Here is a 14,636-nt window from a genome sequence, read left to right as displayed (position 1 = left end):
CCGTTGACTTTGTCAACATATTCCCACAAGACCCTGCCATGAATGCCTCCCTGCCCGCCGATATCTTCGAGGCCATGCACGAGCTGCTGCACCTGTTCCGCTCGCGCATGCGCGAGGACATGGAGTCCATGGAGCCCGGGCTGACGCCCAACGAGGTGCGCGTGCTGATGTACGTGGGCCGGCACCCGGGCCGCACGCAAAGGGATCTGGTCGACCACAGCCACATGGACAAGGCCCAGCTCGCGCGCATGCTGGCGCAGCTGCAGGAGCAGGGATGGCTGGACCGCGAACCGGACGCCCGCGACCGCCGCGTGCGCTGCCTGAGCCTCAGCCCCCAGGGCCAGGCCCTGTTCGACCGGCTGCGCCAGTCGCGCCAGGCGCTGGCGGCGCGGCTGCTCAAGGATTGGGAGCCTGCCGCGCAACAGCAGATGATGGCGCTGCTGGAACGGGCCAGGGACAGCGTCCAGGCCGCGCCCTGATCAATCGACGGCCTTGTTCACGCGCGGCGCGACGGCGCACATGAGTTCATAGCCCAGCGTGCCGGCCGCCTCGGCCACCTCGTCGATGGGCAGCACGGCGCCGTTGCCGGCGCGGCCCCACAGCGTGACTTCGCTGCCCATGCCGGCATCGGGCACGGGCGTCAGGTCCACGGCCAGCATGTCCATGCTCACGCGGCCCAGGGTGCGGGTGCGCACGCCGTCGACCAGCACGGGCGTGCCGGTGCCGCAGTGGCGCGGATAGCCGTCGGCATAGCCGCAGGCCACGGTGCCCAGGCGCACGGGAGCTTCGGCCGTGAAGCGCGATCCATAGCCCACGCTCTGCCCCGCAGCCAGCTGCTGCACGCCGATGATGCGCGAGCTCAGGGTCTGCGTGGGCTGCAGGCCCCAATGGGCCGCCGTGTGCTGCGGATAGTCGGGCGAGCTGCCGTACAGCACGATGCCGGGCCGCACCCAGTCGCAGCGCACCTGGGCATCGTCGCCATGGCGCAGCGTGGCGGCACTGTTGCCCACGCTGCGCTCGCCGGGCAGGTCGCACGTGGCGTCGTGAAAGCGCTGCAGCTGCGCGGAGATGCCCGACTGGCCAGCGCCTGCGTCGGCATCGCTGAAGTGGGTCATGAACGAGATTTCCTCCACCTGGGGCAAGGCATTGAGCCGGGCCCAGGCCGCGCGAAAGCGCTCGGGCGTGAAGCCCAGGCGGTTCATGCCGGAGTTCATCTTGAGGAAGACGCGGTGGCCGTTCTGCGTCTTGTGCGCGGCCAGCCAGTCGATCTGGGCGTCGCAATGCACGGCATGCCAGATGGACAGGCGCGAGCAAAGCTCCAGGTCGCGCGGCTCGAACACGCCCTCCAGCAGCAGGATGGGGCCGCGCCAGCCCAGCTGGCGCACGCGCTCGGCCTCGGCCAGGTCCAGCATGGCGAAGCCGTCGGCGCCGCGCAGGGCCTCGAACACGTTTTCGATACCGTGGCCATAGGCGTTGGCTTTGACCACGGCCCACAATTTGGCATCGGGGACCGCTTGCCGCACCCGCTCCAGATTGTGGCGAAGCGCGGCGGAATGGATGGTGGCAAGAATGGGACGCGGCATGGTTTTCACTCAGTCAGAAGCTTGGGATTCTGGCACTGCCGGCCAAAGGCCGCGTGATATAACCGCCAGTCACTTGCCACGGGGCCCTTATTTAACCGGTCAGCAGCCCTGCGGCTGACCCCATCTGCCTATCCATGAAGCGCGGTTTCTACACCATCATGTCAGCGCAGTTCTTCAGCTCGCTGGCAGACAACGCCCTGTTCGTGACCGCCGTGGAACTGCTGCGCACCAATGGCGCCCCCGAGTGGCAGCGCGCCGCCCTGGTGCCCATGTTCGCGCTGTTCTACGTGATCCTGGCCCCCTTCGTCGGCGCCTTTGCCGACGCCCTGCCCAAGGGGCGGGTGATGTTCATCAGCAATGCGATCAAGATCGTGGGCTGCCTGATGATGCTGTTCGGCAACCATCCGCTGATCGCCTACGCCGTGGTCGGCCTGGGCGCAGCGGCCTACTCGCCCGCCAAGTACGGCATCCTCACCGAGCTGCTGCCCGCCTCCCAGCTGGTCAAGGCCAATGGCTGGATCGAGGGGCTGACCATCACCTCCATCATCCTGGGCGTGCTCGTGGGCGGGCAGTTGCTGAGCCCGGGCATCTCGACCCATCTGCTGGACTTCGACCTGCCGCTGCTGGACACGGGCGTGGACACTGCGGCCGAAGCGGCGATTGCCGTGCTGGTCGGCGTCTATGCGCTGGCCGCCTGGTTCAACCTGCGCATTCCGCTGACCGACACCATCCTGCGCCCGCTGCGCCAGGACCCCAGCAAGAGCCTGCTGGCCAACACCCTGGCCCTGCTGCCCGACTTCTGGACCTGCAGCCAGCGGCTGTGGGGGGACAAGCTGGGCCAGATCTCGCTGTCCACGACCACGCTGTTCTGGGGCGTGTCGGGCAATCTGCGCTACATCGTGCTGGCCTGGGGCGCGGCGGCCCTGGGCTACGGTACCTCCCAGGCATCGGCCCTGGTGGGCGTGGTGGCCATCGGCACGGCGGCAGGCGCCATCCTCGCATCCATGCGCATGCGGCTGGACAATGCCACGCGCGTCATTCCGCTGGGCATCACCATGGGCCTGCTGGTGATCGCCATGATCTTCATCCACAGCGTGTGGGTGGCCATTCCCTTCCTGATCCTGCTGGGCGGCCTGGGCGGCTTCCTGGTCGTGCCCATGAATGCGCTGCTGCAGCACCGCGGCCACAACCTCATGGGCGCGGGCCGCTCGATTGCCGTGCAGAACTTCAACGAGCAGGCCTGCATCCTGGCGCTGGGCGCCTTCTATGCGCTGTCCACCAAGTTCGGGCTGTCGGCCTTTGGTGCCATCACGGTGTTCGGCCTGGTGGTGGCCGGCATCATGTGGCTGATCGGACGCTGGCACAGGAACAACCTGCGCCAGCATCCCGAGGAAGTCGAGCGCCTGCTGGCGATTGCCCGCAAGGATTGCCACTAGCCTGCCCTTGTCCCCACGGCGTCCGGAGCAGGCCTTGCCTGCCCGGGCGTTTTTCATTGCCCCATGCATAGCCCGCTGCCCGTTCTCGCCCTGCTGTTCAACACCCTGGTCTGGGGCCTGGCCTGGTGGCCGTTCCGCGCCATGCACGAGGCCGGCCTGCATCCGCTGTGGGCCACGGCGCTGATGTATGCCCTGGTGCTGGCGGGGCTGGTCGCGCTGCGCCCGGCCAGCCTGCGCCAGGCGCTGCAGTACCCGGCCCTGATCCTGCTGGGCGCCTGCGCGGGCAGCAACAACATCGCCTTCAACTGGGCCGTGACCATTGGCGACGTGGTGCGCGTGGTGCTGCTGTTCTATCTGATGCCCGCATGGTCGGTGCTGTTGGCCTGGAGGCTCCTGGGCGAGCGGCCCACGCCCGCTGCGCTGACGCGGCTGCTGCTGGCCTTCGGCGGGGTGGCGCTGGTGCTGGTGCCCGAGGGCACATTCAGCGGCGGCTCGCCCGGGCTGCTGCGCGGCCTGTCGCTGGCCGACGGCCTGGCACTGTTCGGCGGCTTCACCTTCGCGCTGACCAATGTGCTGCTGCGCCGCCTGCAGGCCGTGCCGGCGCAGGCGCGCATGCTGGCCATGTTCAGCGGCTGCATGGCGATGGGCCTGTTCAGCGCCTTTGCAGGCAGCAGCGTGGGCCTGGTGCCGCCGCTGCCGGCTCCGCAGGCCGGCTGGATGCTGATCGCCGCCGGCCTGGCCATGCTGCTGATGCTGGGCAACTGGGCGCTGCAGTTCGGCGCCGCGCGCCTGCCGGCCGGCGTGACGGCCGTGGTCATGCTGGCCGAAGTGGTGTTCGCCAGCGTCTCCTCGGTGCTGATTGCAGGCGAGGTGCTGACGCCTCGCACGCTGCTCGGCGGCGCCTGCATCATCGCGGCCGCGCTGCTGTCTGCGCTGGCGCATGCACGACGGCGTGGGGCTTGACGCCCTGCCCGCACCAACGCTGCGCAATCAGCCCGTGAGCTGCCCGGCCAGCAGCAGGTAGCCCGGCAGCCAGCCTGTGAGCACGCCCTGCGCAATGCACAGCGTGCCCGTCATGCGGCCGATGTTGCGGCCCAGGGCCAGCAGCATGAAGAACATGGCCCACAGCACGGCCCAGGCCGCCCAGTTGGCGGCCATCCACCAGTCGATGGCAGTGCGGGCGCCGATCAGCGAATCGATGGCCACCGGCACGGCCGTGATCGCCACGAAGAGGCTGAACCAGCCCAGGCCCCGGCCATCGGCCCCCGTGAAGCGGTTGATGGCCACCCACAGGTAGGTGAAGGCGAACAGCAGGGTGAGCGCGCCGGTCTTGACAGAGGCCGCATCAGGCTCGGGCCCGAAGGCCGAGGCCAGGCCGATGATCAGCGAGACCAGGCCCGCGAACACGTTGATGACCCAGATCTCCCGGTCGGCAATGCGCCCCAGCATCCACAGGCCATTCAGGCACAGCACGGCGCCCACGTAGAACAACGACAAACCCAGCCACATCGCAAGTCTCCTTTTGCTTTTTTGCTTTTGAAGTGCCTTGCGCGCCCTTGCCAGACCACGGGAACGAGCGCGCACGGCAAGGCGCCGCCGCACCCGTGGCCGGGTGCAGCGGCGTCCGTGAAACAGTTCATCCCCGGGCCCGCCCCTGGTGGGCATCTGCGTGCTGGCGGAAGGGTCCGCTGCAGAGATGCCGCCTGTGATCCAGGGCGGGTTCACCGGCGCGGCCCTTGCCAAGCATGCGGCGGTGGAGTGTGCCGGCAGACGGTGCTACCGGTCTTTGGCGTCGGTCCTTGGCGCCGGTCCTTGGTACCTCAGGCCGCCTGCGTCTGCAGGCGACGGCGGGCGCGTTCCAGCTGCTGCGCCACCTGGCGCGGGTTCATGCCGTACATGTCGGCAAAGCCGGCTTCGGAGGTCTGGCCGCTGGCCTCGAAGGCGCGCAGCAGAGCTTCGTCTCGTGCAGAACGCGCATCGGCTTCGGCCAGGGCCTCGGCCACCAGGGCGTTGGTGGCCTCGTCACGGCCCTGCACGCGCGCCGCATAGTCGTCGCGGGACAGGCCCGAGGCCTCGTAGGCGGCGATGATGCGGTTGCGCAGCTTGGGCGCCAGGTCCTCGGGCGAGCGGTGCTGGCGGCGGCGAAAGACCTCGATCAGCGCATGGTGCACATGCTCGGGCGCCATGGGCTCGACCGATTGGCCCTGCAGGTCATGGCGCGCCTGGCCGCTGGCCACCACGGTGAGGTAGCGGCTGGAACGTGTGTGCTGGGACAGGGCCAGCTTGAGCTGGTCGCGGTCGATGGCTTCGGGATGGGCGGCCAGCAGGTCCTCGAAAATGCCGCGCTTGAGCGGCAGGGGCTGCTCGCCGAACAGGTTCGGATGCCATTGGGCCAGTTGCGCCAGCAGCGGGTGCTGGGTGCGCACAGGCCTGGATGCGGGAGCCTCGGCACTGCCGGCCGCGCCGGTTGCGGCGTCGGCGACGGGCTCGGAGGCCTTGCCCTTGTTGCGGCCACGTCCGCCGCGGCGCGAGCGCTTGCGGCCCTGGCCATCGGCGCTGGCGGCAGCCTGCGGCACGGTGCCGGCAGCGGCGTCCGCCGGCAGCGCGGCGTTCTGTTCTTGCGGTTCAGACACGGATTCAGTCATGGCGGAGCACATGGGCTTGGAGAAAACGAAACCCCGCATCATGCCAGCATTGCAAAGGCTTGCGCGGGCATAGTCCCCACGGCGTCGCGCATGCGGCACAGATGCGCGGGTGTTGCCCGGGTGGCATCAGGCCGGCAGGGCCTCGTCCAGCACCTCGATCCAGTGGCGCACCGGCACGTCCGTTCCGTTTTGCAGGTGGACGATGCAGCCCATGTTGGCCGAGAGGATGGCTGCAGGCCGCCGGGCATCGAAGCCTTCGGTCAGTGCGCCGATCTTGCGGTCGCGCAGCTGGTGCGAGAGTTCGGGCTGCAGCACCGAGTAGGTTCCCGCCGAGCCGCAGCACAGGTGCGACTCGGTGCGCGCCACGCGCAGCTCGAAGCCCAGCCTGGCCAGATGGGTTTCCACGCCGCCGCGCAGCTTTTGCCCGTGCTGCAGCGTGCAGGGCGGGTGGTAGGCCATGGGCGCGGCCGGTGCGCGCACCCTGCCCTGCAGGCGCTCGGCCAGCTCGGGCAGGAGCTCAGGCAGCAGCTCGCTCAGGTCGCGCGTGAGGGCGCTGATGCGGGCTGCCTTGTCCGCGTACTGCGCATCGTCCTTGAGCAGGTGGCCGTATTCCTTGACGGTGACGCCGCAGCCCGAGGCATTCATGACAATGGCCTCCACCGCGCCGCTGTCCACCTGGGGCCACCAGGCGTCGATGTTGGCGCGCATCTGCGCCTTGCCGCCTTCCTGGTCGTTGAGGTGGAATTTCACGGCACCGCAGCAGCCGGCGTTGGGAGCGATCACGGTCTGTATGCCGGCCGCATCCAGCACGCGCGCCGTGGCGTAGTTGATGCGCGGCATCATCGCGGGCTGCACGCAGCCGGCCAGCAGCAGCACCTTGCGCGCATGCTCGCGCACGGGCCAGCGGCCCGCGTCCTGCGGCTGGGGCACTTTCTCGGCCAGGACTTCGGGCAGCAGGCCGCGCACGGCCTGTCCCAGCTTCAGGGCCGGGGCGAACAGCGGCGAGTTCAGTCCCTCCTTGAGCGCCCAGCGCCTGGCGCGCTCGCTGAAGGGGCGCGGCACCTGCTCCTCGACGATCTTGCGGCCTATGTCCACCAGGTGGCCGTACTGCACGCCGCTGGGGCAGGTGCTTTCGCAGTTGCGGCAGGTCAGGCAGCGGTCCAGGTGCTGCTGGGTGGCGCGCGTGGGCGTCCCGCCCTCCAGCACCTGCTTGATCAGGTAGATGCGGCCACGCGGCCCGTCCAGCTCGTCGCCCAGCAATTGGTAGGTCGGGCAGGTGGCCGTGCAAAAGCCGCAGTGCACGCACTTGCGCAAAATGGCTTCGGCCTCCTGGCCCTCGGGCGTGGCGCGGTACTGGGGTGCGAGTTGAGTCTGCATGGTGGGGCTCTTGTTGTACGGGTATCGGGGAACGGTCAGGCACGGCAGCCGGACACGGCGGTCATGCACGAGGCGCGGCCCGCCGGCCCAGCAGCAGGGGCAACCGCGCACGGTCGGCCCACAGCGGCGGCAGGGACAGCAGGCACAGCACCACGGCCAGCGGCACGACGAAGACGAAGCCCAGGTGCCTGAAACCCAGCGCGCCCGCAATGCCGCCCAGCAGGAACATGGACAGCAGCCCTGCGAACAGCCGCAGCCGCACATGGTTGGCGTGGACCCGGTGCTCGGGCGGGCTGCCATGGCGGTTCCAGTAGAGGGCTCGGCCCAGCTCCATGCCCAGGTCGGTGATCACGCCCGTCATGTGCGTGGTGCGGATCTGCGAGGACGACATCTTGGTCACCGTGGCGTTCTGCAATCCCATGATGAAGGACAGCAGCAGCACGGCCAGCGGCACGGCGAACGGCGTGGGCCAGGCCAGCATGGCCGCGCCCAGCACGCCGAAGAGCAGCATCAGCGCGGCTTCCAGCAGCAGCGGCAGCGCATAGCTGCTGCGCAGCCGGTGGTGGCGCGCCCAGTTGACCAGCAGCGACGTCGCGGCCGCGCCGCACAGAAAGGCCAGCAGCGCGCCGCAGGCACTGAGCACCAGCGCCGTATTGCCCAGCACGAGGTTGTCGGCCAGCAGCGAGACAAAGCCCGTCATGTGCGAGGTATAGGAGTGCACCAGCAAAAAGCCGCCCGCATTCACCGCACCCGCGTTGAAGGCCAGCAGCAGGCCCAGCGTGCGGTTGCTGGCCACCGTGCGGTGCCGGTCCGTGAGCAGGTGCAGGTGGTGGCGCATGCGCATGGGCGGAGCCAGGCGTTGGCCCGGCCTACCAGGCGGCGGCCAGCCGGCCGCGGTTGAAGATGCCCGCAGGATCGAAGGCCTGCTTGAGCCGTGCATGCAGCGCGGCCGTGGCATCGGCCGCCTGGGCGTCGAAATCGGGCTCGGCGCCGGGCTGCCCCGTTGCCTCGGAGCGGAACAAGGTGGCCGATCCGTCCGCTGCTTTTGCCAGCGCGCGAAGCGCATGGCCCAGCGCACGCGGCGCCTGTACCCAGCGCAGTGCGCCGTGCCATTCGATCAGGGGCCCCGTGCATCCGTCAGGCAGCGCAAGCACCGGCGCTGTCTGCGGCACGGACAGGCGCCACAGCGCATGGCCCGGTGCGCGTGCGGTGAACCAGGGCAGCTGGTGCTCCCGGCAGGCCTGCCAGTCGGCCGCAGCGCTGTGCATGCGCTCGCCCCCCAGGCGCCCGCAGGCCGCCTGCACGGCGGCACGCGCACCGCGCAGGCGCAGGTACAGCACGCCCTGGGCCGCGCTGTCTTCCTGCAGCCAGCAGCTGGCATTGAGCGGCAGCGGCTGTCCGCCCCAGGCATTGAGCCAGTCCAGCGCCTGCTGCTGCGTGCATTCGAAGCGCAGCGTGGCCTCGGCAGGCGCCACGGGCAGCACCTTGAGGCTGACCTCGGTGATCAGGCCCAGCGTGCCCCAGGAGCCCGCCATCAGCCGCGAGACGTCGTAGCCCGCCACGTTCTTCATGACTTGGCCGCCATAGCGCAGCAGCTCGCCCTGGCCGTTGATCATCTCCAGCCCCAGCATGAAGTCGCGCACGGCGCCCACGCTGGCGCGTGAGGGGCCCGACAAGCCGGAGGCCACCATGCCGCCCACGGTGGCGCGGCCATCCGCTCCCTCGAAATGCGGAGGCTCGAAGGCCAGGCACTGGCCCTGTGCGGCCAGCAGGGCCTCGACCTCGGCCAGCGGCGTGCCGGCGCGCACGGTCACCACCAGCTCGCTGGGCTCATAGCTGACCACGCCGGCCAGCGTCCGCGTGTCCAGCAGTTCGCCCTGCAGGGCCAGTCCGTGGAAATCCTTGGTGCCGCCGCCGCGTATGCGCAGCGGCGTGGCGTCGGCCGCCGCGGCGCGCACGCGCTCGGCGATCTGGATGAGTTGGCTTTGGGCTGAATCCATGGCCTGCATGGTAGCGGCTGGGCCCTTTTGCGCCTCGGTGCGGGCCCGTGAATTTTTTGAACGGCGCGCTTGAAGTTCTGCGGGCGGCGCAAAACAGCCGGGACGAAAAGGCAAAGACGCCATCTCTGCAGCGGCTCCAAAGCAAAAAAGGCCCCGGTGCAAGCACCGAGGCCAATCCGCAATGAACTCCCTGGAAACCGATCAGCGGTAGTACGCCACCTCGCCGTGCGTGGTGATGTCCAGGCCCTGGCGCTCGGACTCTTCGCTGACGCGCAGGCCGACGACCAGATCGCAGATCTTGTAGGAGATGCCAGCCACCACGCCGGACCAGACGATGGTCAGCAGCACGCTCTTGACCTGCACCCACACTTGATGGCCCATGTTGAAGTTTGCCGGCTCGATGCCGCCCAGGCTGGAGGCGCAGAACACGCCGGTCAGGATGGCGCCCAGGATGCCGCCCACGCCGTGCACGCCGAACACGTCGCAGACGTCATCGACCTTGAGCAGCTTCTTCAGGCCGGACACACCCCACAGGCAGACGGGACCGGCAATCAGACCCATGACGATGGCGCCCATGGGGCCCACGAGGCCGGCCGCCGGGGTGATGACCACCAGGCCGCCCACGGCGCCCGAGGCGGCGCCCAGCATCGAGGCCTTGCCCTTGTGCAGGGCTTCAGCGGCCAGCCAGGAGATGGTGGCGGCGCCCGTGGCGACGATGGTGTTGATGAAGGCCAGGCCGGCGATGCCGTTGGCAGCACCTGCCGAGCCGGCGTTGAAGCCGAACCAGCCCACCCACAGCAGCGAGGCACCGACCATGGTCAGCGTCAGGCTGTGCGGAGGCAGGGCCTCACGGCCGAAGCCGATGCGCTTGCCCAGCATGTAGGAACCCACCAGTCCGGCGATACCGGCGTTGATGTGCACCACGGTGCCGCCTGCGAAGTCCAGCGCGCCGTCCTTGCCCAGCAGGCCGCCGCCCCAGACCATGTGGGCCATGGGGATGTAGCTGAAGGTGAACCACAGCACCGAGAACAGGATCACGGCAGAGAACTTGATGCGCTCGGCGAAGGCGCCGACGATCAGGGCCACGGTGATGGCGGCGAACGTGGACTGGAAGGCCACGAACACGTACTCGGGAATGGTCGGCAGTGCGCCGGCCAGCGTGTCGGGCGCAATGCCCTTGAGGAAGATCTTGCCGAAGCCGCCGAAGAAGTTGCCTTCGCCCGCAAAGGTCAGCGAGTAGCCGTAGACGGCCCACAGCAGCGTGATCAGCGAGAAGATCACGAACACCTGGCACAGCACGGACAGCATGTTCTTGGTGCGCACCAGGCCGCCGTAGAACAGTGCCAGGCCCGGGATCACCATCAGGATCACCAGCATGGTCGAGGTCAGCATCCAGGCCGTGTCACCGGCGCTGAGCGCGGGGGCCGGCGCCTCGGCTGCGGCCGCGGCGGCGGCGGCGGGGGCTGCCGCAGCGGCCGCATCGGCAACGGCTGCAGCGGCGGCGGGCTCCTGTGCCAGGGCAGCGGCGCCTGCGGCCAGCAGGCCCAGCCCCAGGCCCATGGAAAGAAGTCGTTTGGTCATGGCAGTCTTTCGGGAAACGTGGGGTTGAAACTCACAGTGCGCTGTCGCCGGTCTCGCCGGTACGGATGCGGACGGCCTGCTCGATGGGCAGCACGAAGATCTTGCCGTCACCGATCTTGCCGGTGCGCGCAGCGGCCTCGATGGCATCGATCACCTGGTCCACCAGCGCGTCGGGCACGGCGGCCTCCAGGCGCAGCTTGGGCAGGAAATCGACCACGTATTCCGCGCCGCGGTACAGCTCGGTATGGCCCTTTTGGCGGCCGAAGCCCTTGACTTCGGTCACGGTGATGCCCTGCACGCCGATGTCGGAGAGCGCCTCGCGCACCTCGTCCAGCTTGAAGGGCTTGATGATGGCGGTCACCAGTTTCATGATGCTTAGCTCCTCAGGTCCGGTTACAGGGTCTTGGTCAGCGTCACGATCAGGCGGGCTTTGTTGACGTCACCAAAGTAAGACTTCTTGTTCGCACCCGTGACGGCCGCGCCCAGCGACACGCCGTCGCCGAAATCGTAGGCACCGCCCACGCTGTAGTCCATATAGTTGGGCACGCCCAGGCCCTTGATGTCGCTGGCAAAGCGCGTGAAGCCCAGCGAGGCCTTCACGGTCACCTTGGGCATGACTTCCTTGCTGAAGCCCAGCCACAGGTAGCCGGTATTGCGGCCCGACAGGCCCGAGCCGGCTTTCTCGCCCGCCCAGCCGAAGTAGTCCTTGGACACGGTGTGCGAATACTTGGCCGTGAACGGGCCGTACGTGGCCGCGCCATACAGCTCGGTGGTGTTGCCGCTGGAGTTGCCCGAGTACAGGTATTGCAGGGCCCCGAAGTCCAGGTCCACCTCGCCGGCCTTGAACTTGTAGCCACCGTAGAAGTCGGTTTCCAGGGAGTTGCCCGGCAGCCAGTCCACGCTGGAGTTCCAGTTGCCGATGTACCAGCCGCTGTCGCCGAAGGTGTAGTCGAAACCGCCTTGCAGGGCAGGCTTGACGGCCTTGTTGCGTCCCGTGTCCTGGTCCTGTCCGCGGAACTTGTAGTTCGTCGTCAGGGACACATTGGCCGTGAGCTGGGCATGGGCCCAGAGCGGAGCGATGGCGACACAGGCGATGGCGAGCGACTTGAGGCTGGCACGGGACATGGGATCCTCCGGTTTGAAAAATTTCGTGACAACCGGGTTAAGCACGGACCGTGCCAGTCTTTTCTGCCGGGTGGGGCGCCTTCCGACCTACCAATGCAGCACCGCAGCATCCTCCCATGCACCGGCTTTGTGCAGAAGTTCTGCACCGTTACGGTGATAGCGGTCGCTCACATGGTATCTCACCAAAAATGCACCAAAAAAGTGCAAATGCTTTCATGCCCAGTACAGCACATTCCCAGGTCGCCTGCCACAGCACATGATCAGCCAAGTCTGGATTACCTGATTTTGGAACATGCCTGATTGGATAGCCTGCCATTCAAATACATGCCTGTATCCAAGATGGGAAATTGCTTACATTTACAGGATGTATCTGACCCTGCATTTGATTGCCCTATGGCCATCGGCTTGTCTATGATCCCCGCTCACCAAGAGACGGGAGGCCGCCCCCAGGGCGGTTCATACAATGACACGCCGAGTCACCATCCATACGCCATTGGGCGATGAACTGCATTTCCGTGAATTGCGCGGCCAGGAAAACATCAGCCAGCTCTTCAGCCTCGATGTGGAAATGCTCAGCGAAAACGAAAGCATCGATCCCAAGGCCCTATTGGGCAAAAACGCCACCATAGAAATAGAAACCCAGGGCGGCGGCAGGCGCTTCATCGACGGCATCGTCACCCGCTTTGGCATGCAGGGCCAGGATCACCGCCACTACGCCTACAAGGCGCGCCTGAGCCCCTGGCTGTGGCTGGCCACGCGCAAGAGCGACTTTCGCATCTTCCAGAACCTCAACGTGCCCGACATCATCGAGCAGGTATTGGGCGTCTATGGCCATCCAATGCAAAGGAAACTCACGCGCGCCTATCGCAGTTGGGATTACTGCGTGCAATACAACGAAAGCGATTGCGACTTCGTCTCGCGATTGATGGAGCACGAAGGCATCTACTATTTCTTCGAGCACGCATCGGGCCAGCACACCCTGGTGCTGTGCGACGACATCATTGCCTCGCATGGCGCATTGCCCGGCGGCGAATCCATTCCCTTCTATCCCCCGGAAAAAGCCGCCGCAGGCGATCAGGAAAACATCCACGCCTGGCAGCTGGAGCAGGAAATCAAGCCAGGCCGCCATTACATCGACGACTACGACTTCAAAAAGCCCCGGGCCGAACTGTCCCACATGCGCCGCGATCCACCGGGCCATGCGCACGATGGCCATGAAACCTACGAATGGCCGGGCGGCTACACGGAGTACGGCGATGGAGATGCCTACATCCGCGTGCGCCTGAAGCAAGGCCTCACGGGCCACAGCCGGGTGCGGGGCCAGTCCTGCCACCGGGCGCTGGCCACGGGCTACACCTTCAGCCTCTACAACTACCCGCGCGGCGACCAGAACCGGCAGTACCTGATCACGGGCCTGAGCTACCACCTCAAGGAGAATCCCCGCGTCAGTGCCGTCGCCCCGGGCGCCAAGGGCAGCGCCGCCGAAGACGGCTCCTTCCAGCGCTACGAACTGCAGGCCCAGCCCACCAGCCTGGCCTTCACGCCGCCGCGCACCACGCCCAAGCCGCGCACCACGGGCCCGCAGACTGCCGTCGTCGTGGGTCCGGCCGGAGAGGAAATCTGGACCGACGAATACGGCCGCATCAAGGTGCAGTTCCACTGGGACCGGCTGGGCAGCAAGGACCAGAACTCCAGCTGCTGGATCCGCGTGGCCACCAACTGGGCAGGACCAGGCTTTGGCGCCATCTCCATCCCGCGCATAGGGCACGAGGTGGTGGTGGACTTCCTCAACGGCGACCCGGACTATCCCATCGTCACGGGCTGCGTCTACAACGCGGCCAACATGCCGCCCTGGGCGCTGCCGGCCAACGCCACGCAATCGGGCATCAAGACCCGATCGAGCAAGGGCGGTGCCGCAGGCGCGGGCATGAAGAACGGCCCGGGCGACGCCAACGCCATCCGCTTCGAGGACAAGGCGGGCGCCGAACAGCTGTGGCTGCATGCGCAAAAGGACCAGCTCACCGAGGTCGAGAACGACGAGGACAAATGGGTGGGCAACGACCGGCGCAAGACCATCGACCGGGACGAGACCAGCGTCATCCACCGCGACCGCACCGAGACCGTGGACCGTGACGAGACCATCACCGTGCACAACAACCGCACGGAGCGGGTGGACCACGACGAGAAGATCAGCATCGGGGACAACCGCAACGAGGATGTCGGCATCGACGAGAACATCTCCATCGGCAAGAACCGCAGCAAGACCATCGGCAAGACCGAGACCGACAAGATAGGCCAGAACTGGCACGTCACGGTCGGCCTGCTCAAGACCCAGACCATAGGCATGGCCTACATGCAGAACGTGGGTGGGCTGAAGATGATGAACATCGGCATCAACTACATGGAAAACATCGGCGTGGCCATGCAGACCCATGTGGGCATGAACCAGAGCCTCACCGTGGGGCAGGAGCGCCAGGTCAAGGTCGGCAGCAAGCAAAGCACCGAAGTGGGCTCGCAGTACTCGCTGACCGTGGGCGGTGGTGGCGGGGGTGGTGGCGGCAGCGGTGGTGGCGCGGGAGGTGGCGCCGGTGGCGGCATGGCCATGAACATCACGGCGCCCGGTGGGGGCGATGGCGGCGGCGGTGGGGGCGCAGGCGGAGGTGGCAAGGCCTCGCAGCTCACCATGGATGGACAAAGCATCCAGCTCAATGCCGCCAAGATCCGGCTCGAAGCCCAGCAGGAAATCCTGCTGACCTGCGGCGAAAGCACCATCCGCATCACGCCCGGCGACATCCAGATCCTCTCGCCCATGGACCGGCTCAACTGCTGAGGCCCGCATGTCCTGCAGCCCCTGCATTCCCCGCATCTTCCGCATCCGCCGTCCCGTTC

Annotated in this window: 13 protein-coding genes; 4 read left to right on the top strand and 9 right to left on the bottom strand. The window is 67.4% G+C overall.

The genetic code is table 11. The features are described from left to right. The first annotated feature begins 38 nt into the window (after positions 1-38). Positions 39-479: a MarR family transcriptional regulator gene (locus AAN986_RS01625; RefSeq protein WP_016448589.1), complete on the top strand. Its 441-nt coding sequence runs from the start codon at positions 39-41 to the stop codon at positions 477-479. On the opposite strand, the gene alr is transcribed toward AAN986_RS01625, so the two are convergent. Beyond that, a complete protein-coding gene (gene alr, locus AAN986_RS01620) occupies positions 480-1,583 on the bottom strand; it encodes an alanine racemase (protein WP_047218852.1) in 1,104 nt (367 codons plus the stop codon). A gap of 134 nt (positions 1,584-1,717) precedes the next feature. Between alr and lplT the strand changes: the two genes are divergently transcribed. Both lplT and AAN986_RS01610 read left to right on the top strand, forming a co-directional pair. Beyond that, positions 1,718-3,019, top strand: a complete 1,302-nt coding sequence (gene lplT / locus AAN986_RS01615) for a lysophospholipid transporter LplT (protein ID WP_016448591.1) — start codon at positions 1,718-1,720, stop codon at positions 3,017-3,019. A 63-nt stretch (positions 3,020-3,082) separates the two neighbouring features. Further along, entirely contained in the window at positions 3,083-3,982 is a 900-nt protein-coding gene (locus tag AAN986_RS01610) for a DMT family transporter (protein ID WP_043792853.1), read from the top strand. A gap of 27 nt (positions 3,983-4,009) precedes the next feature. Here the strand turns inward: AAN986_RS01610 and AAN986_RS01605 are convergent, their stop codons facing one another. The 8 genes from AAN986_RS01605 to AAN986_RS01570 all read right to left on the bottom strand — a co-directional run bounded on the left by AAN986_RS01605 (position 4,010) and on the right by AAN986_RS01570 (position 11,747). Beyond that, positions 4,010-4,528: an AmiS/UreI family transporter gene (locus tag AAN986_RS01605; protein ID WP_016448593.1), complete on the bottom strand. Its 519-nt coding sequence runs from the start codon at positions 4,526-4,528 to the stop codon at positions 4,010-4,012. A 311-nt stretch (positions 4,529-4,839) separates the two neighbouring features. Then, positions 4,840-5,706: a ProQ/FinO family protein gene (locus AAN986_RS01600; protein WP_047218853.1), complete on the bottom strand. Its 867-nt coding sequence runs from the start codon at positions 5,704-5,706 to the stop codon at positions 4,840-4,842. 84 nt (positions 5,707-5,790) lie between these two features. Next, positions 5,791-7,041 (bottom strand): glycolate oxidase subunit GlcF, encoded by a 1,251-nt coding sequence (gene glcF, locus AAN986_RS01595; protein WP_047218854.1) that lies wholly within the window; start codon positions 7,039-7,041, stop codon positions 5,791-5,793. 61 nt (positions 7,042-7,102) lie between these two features. Beyond that, a complete protein-coding gene (locus tag AAN986_RS01590; protein WP_012202244.1) occupies positions 7,103-7,885 on the bottom strand; it encodes a YoaK family protein in 783 nt (260 codons plus the stop codon). 25 nt (positions 7,886-7,910) lie between these two features. Next, on the bottom strand, positions 7,911-9,050 hold the full coding sequence (gene glcE, locus AAN986_RS01585; RefSeq protein ID WP_047218855.1) for a glycolate oxidase subunit GlcE: 1,140 nt from the start codon (positions 9,048-9,050) through the stop codon (positions 7,911-7,913). A 192-nt stretch (positions 9,051-9,242) separates the two neighbouring features. After that, positions 9,243-10,622, bottom strand: coding sequence for an ammonium transporter (gene amt / locus AAN986_RS01580; RefSeq protein WP_189354241.1), 1,380 nt, complete (start codon positions 10,620-10,622; stop codon positions 9,243-9,245). Between the two features lie 31 nt (positions 10,623-10,653). Continuing rightward, positions 10,654-10,992 (bottom strand): P-II family nitrogen regulator, encoded by a 339-nt coding sequence (locus tag AAN986_RS01575; RefSeq protein WP_012202241.1) that lies wholly within the window; start codon positions 10,990-10,992, stop codon positions 10,654-10,656. Between the two features lie 23 nt (positions 10,993-11,015). Next, a complete protein-coding gene (locus AAN986_RS01570) occupies positions 11,016-11,747 on the bottom strand; it encodes a TorF family putative porin (RefSeq protein WP_016448601.1) in 732 nt (243 codons plus the stop codon). A 463-nt stretch (positions 11,748-12,210) separates the two neighbouring features. Here AAN986_RS01570 and tssI point away from each other — a divergent pair, with 463 nt between their 5' ends. Then, entirely contained in the window at positions 12,211-14,577 is a 2,367-nt protein-coding gene (gene tssI / locus AAN986_RS01565; protein WP_349335554.1) for a type VI secretion system tip protein TssI/VgrG, read from the top strand. The last annotated feature ends 59 nt before the right edge of the window (positions 14,578-14,636 follow it).

Origin of the sequence: Delftia sp. DS1230 (genome assembly GCF_040112715.1) — a bacterium.
Lineage (GTDB): Bacteria > Pseudomonadota > Gammaproteobacteria > Burkholderiales > Burkholderiaceae_C > Comamonas > Comamonas tsuruhatensis.
This window is presented reverse-complemented; position numbering and strand designations above follow the sequence as displayed.

Excerpts from the sequence above, each read along its gene's own strand:
- AAN986_RS01590 (WP_012202244.1), bottom strand. The coding sequence starts at position 7,885 with ATGCGCATGCGCCACCACCTGCACCTGCTCACGGACCGGCACCGCACG.
- AAN986_RS01600 (WP_047218853.1), bottom strand. The coding sequence starts at position 5,706 with ATGATGCGGGGTTTCGTTTTCTCCAAGCCCATGTGCTCCGCCATGACT.
- amt (WP_189354241.1), bottom strand. The coding sequence starts at position 10,622 with ATGACCAAACGACTTCTTTCCATGGGCCTGGGGCTGGGCCTGCTGGCC.
- AAN986_RS01610 (WP_043792853.1), top strand. The coding sequence starts at position 3,083 with ATGCATAGCCCGCTGCCCGTTCTCGCCCTGCTGTTCAACACCCTGGTC.
- alr (WP_047218852.1), bottom strand. The coding sequence starts at position 1,583 with ATGCCGCGTCCCATTCTTGCCACCATCCATTCCGCCGCGCTTCGCCAC.
- AAN986_RS01605 (WP_016448593.1), bottom strand. The coding sequence starts at position 4,528 with ATGTGGCTGGGTTTGTCGTTGTTCTACGTGGGCGCCGTGCTGTGCCTG.
- AAN986_RS01625 (WP_016448589.1), top strand. The coding sequence starts at position 39 with ATGAATGCCTCCCTGCCCGCCGATATCTTCGAGGCCATGCACGAGCTG.
- glcE (WP_047218855.1), bottom strand. The coding sequence starts at position 9,050 with ATGCAGGCCATGGATTCAGCCCAAAGCCAACTCATCCAGATCGCCGAG.
- glcF (WP_047218854.1), bottom strand. The coding sequence starts at position 7,041 with ATGCAGACTCAACTCGCACCCCAGTACCGCGCCACGCCCGAGGGCCAG.
- AAN986_RS01575 (WP_012202241.1), bottom strand. The coding sequence starts at position 10,992 with ATGAAACTGGTGACCGCCATCATCAAGCCCTTCAAGCTGGACGAGGTG.
- tssI (WP_349335554.1), top strand. The coding sequence starts at position 12,211 with ATGACACGCCGAGTCACCATCCATACGCCATTGGGCGATGAACTGCAT.
- lplT (WP_016448591.1), top strand. The coding sequence starts at position 1,718 with ATGAAGCGCGGTTTCTACACCATCATGTCAGCGCAGTTCTTCAGCTCG.
- AAN986_RS01570 (WP_016448601.1), bottom strand. The coding sequence starts at position 11,747 with ATGTCCCGTGCCAGCCTCAAGTCGCTCGCCATCGCCTGTGTCGCCATC.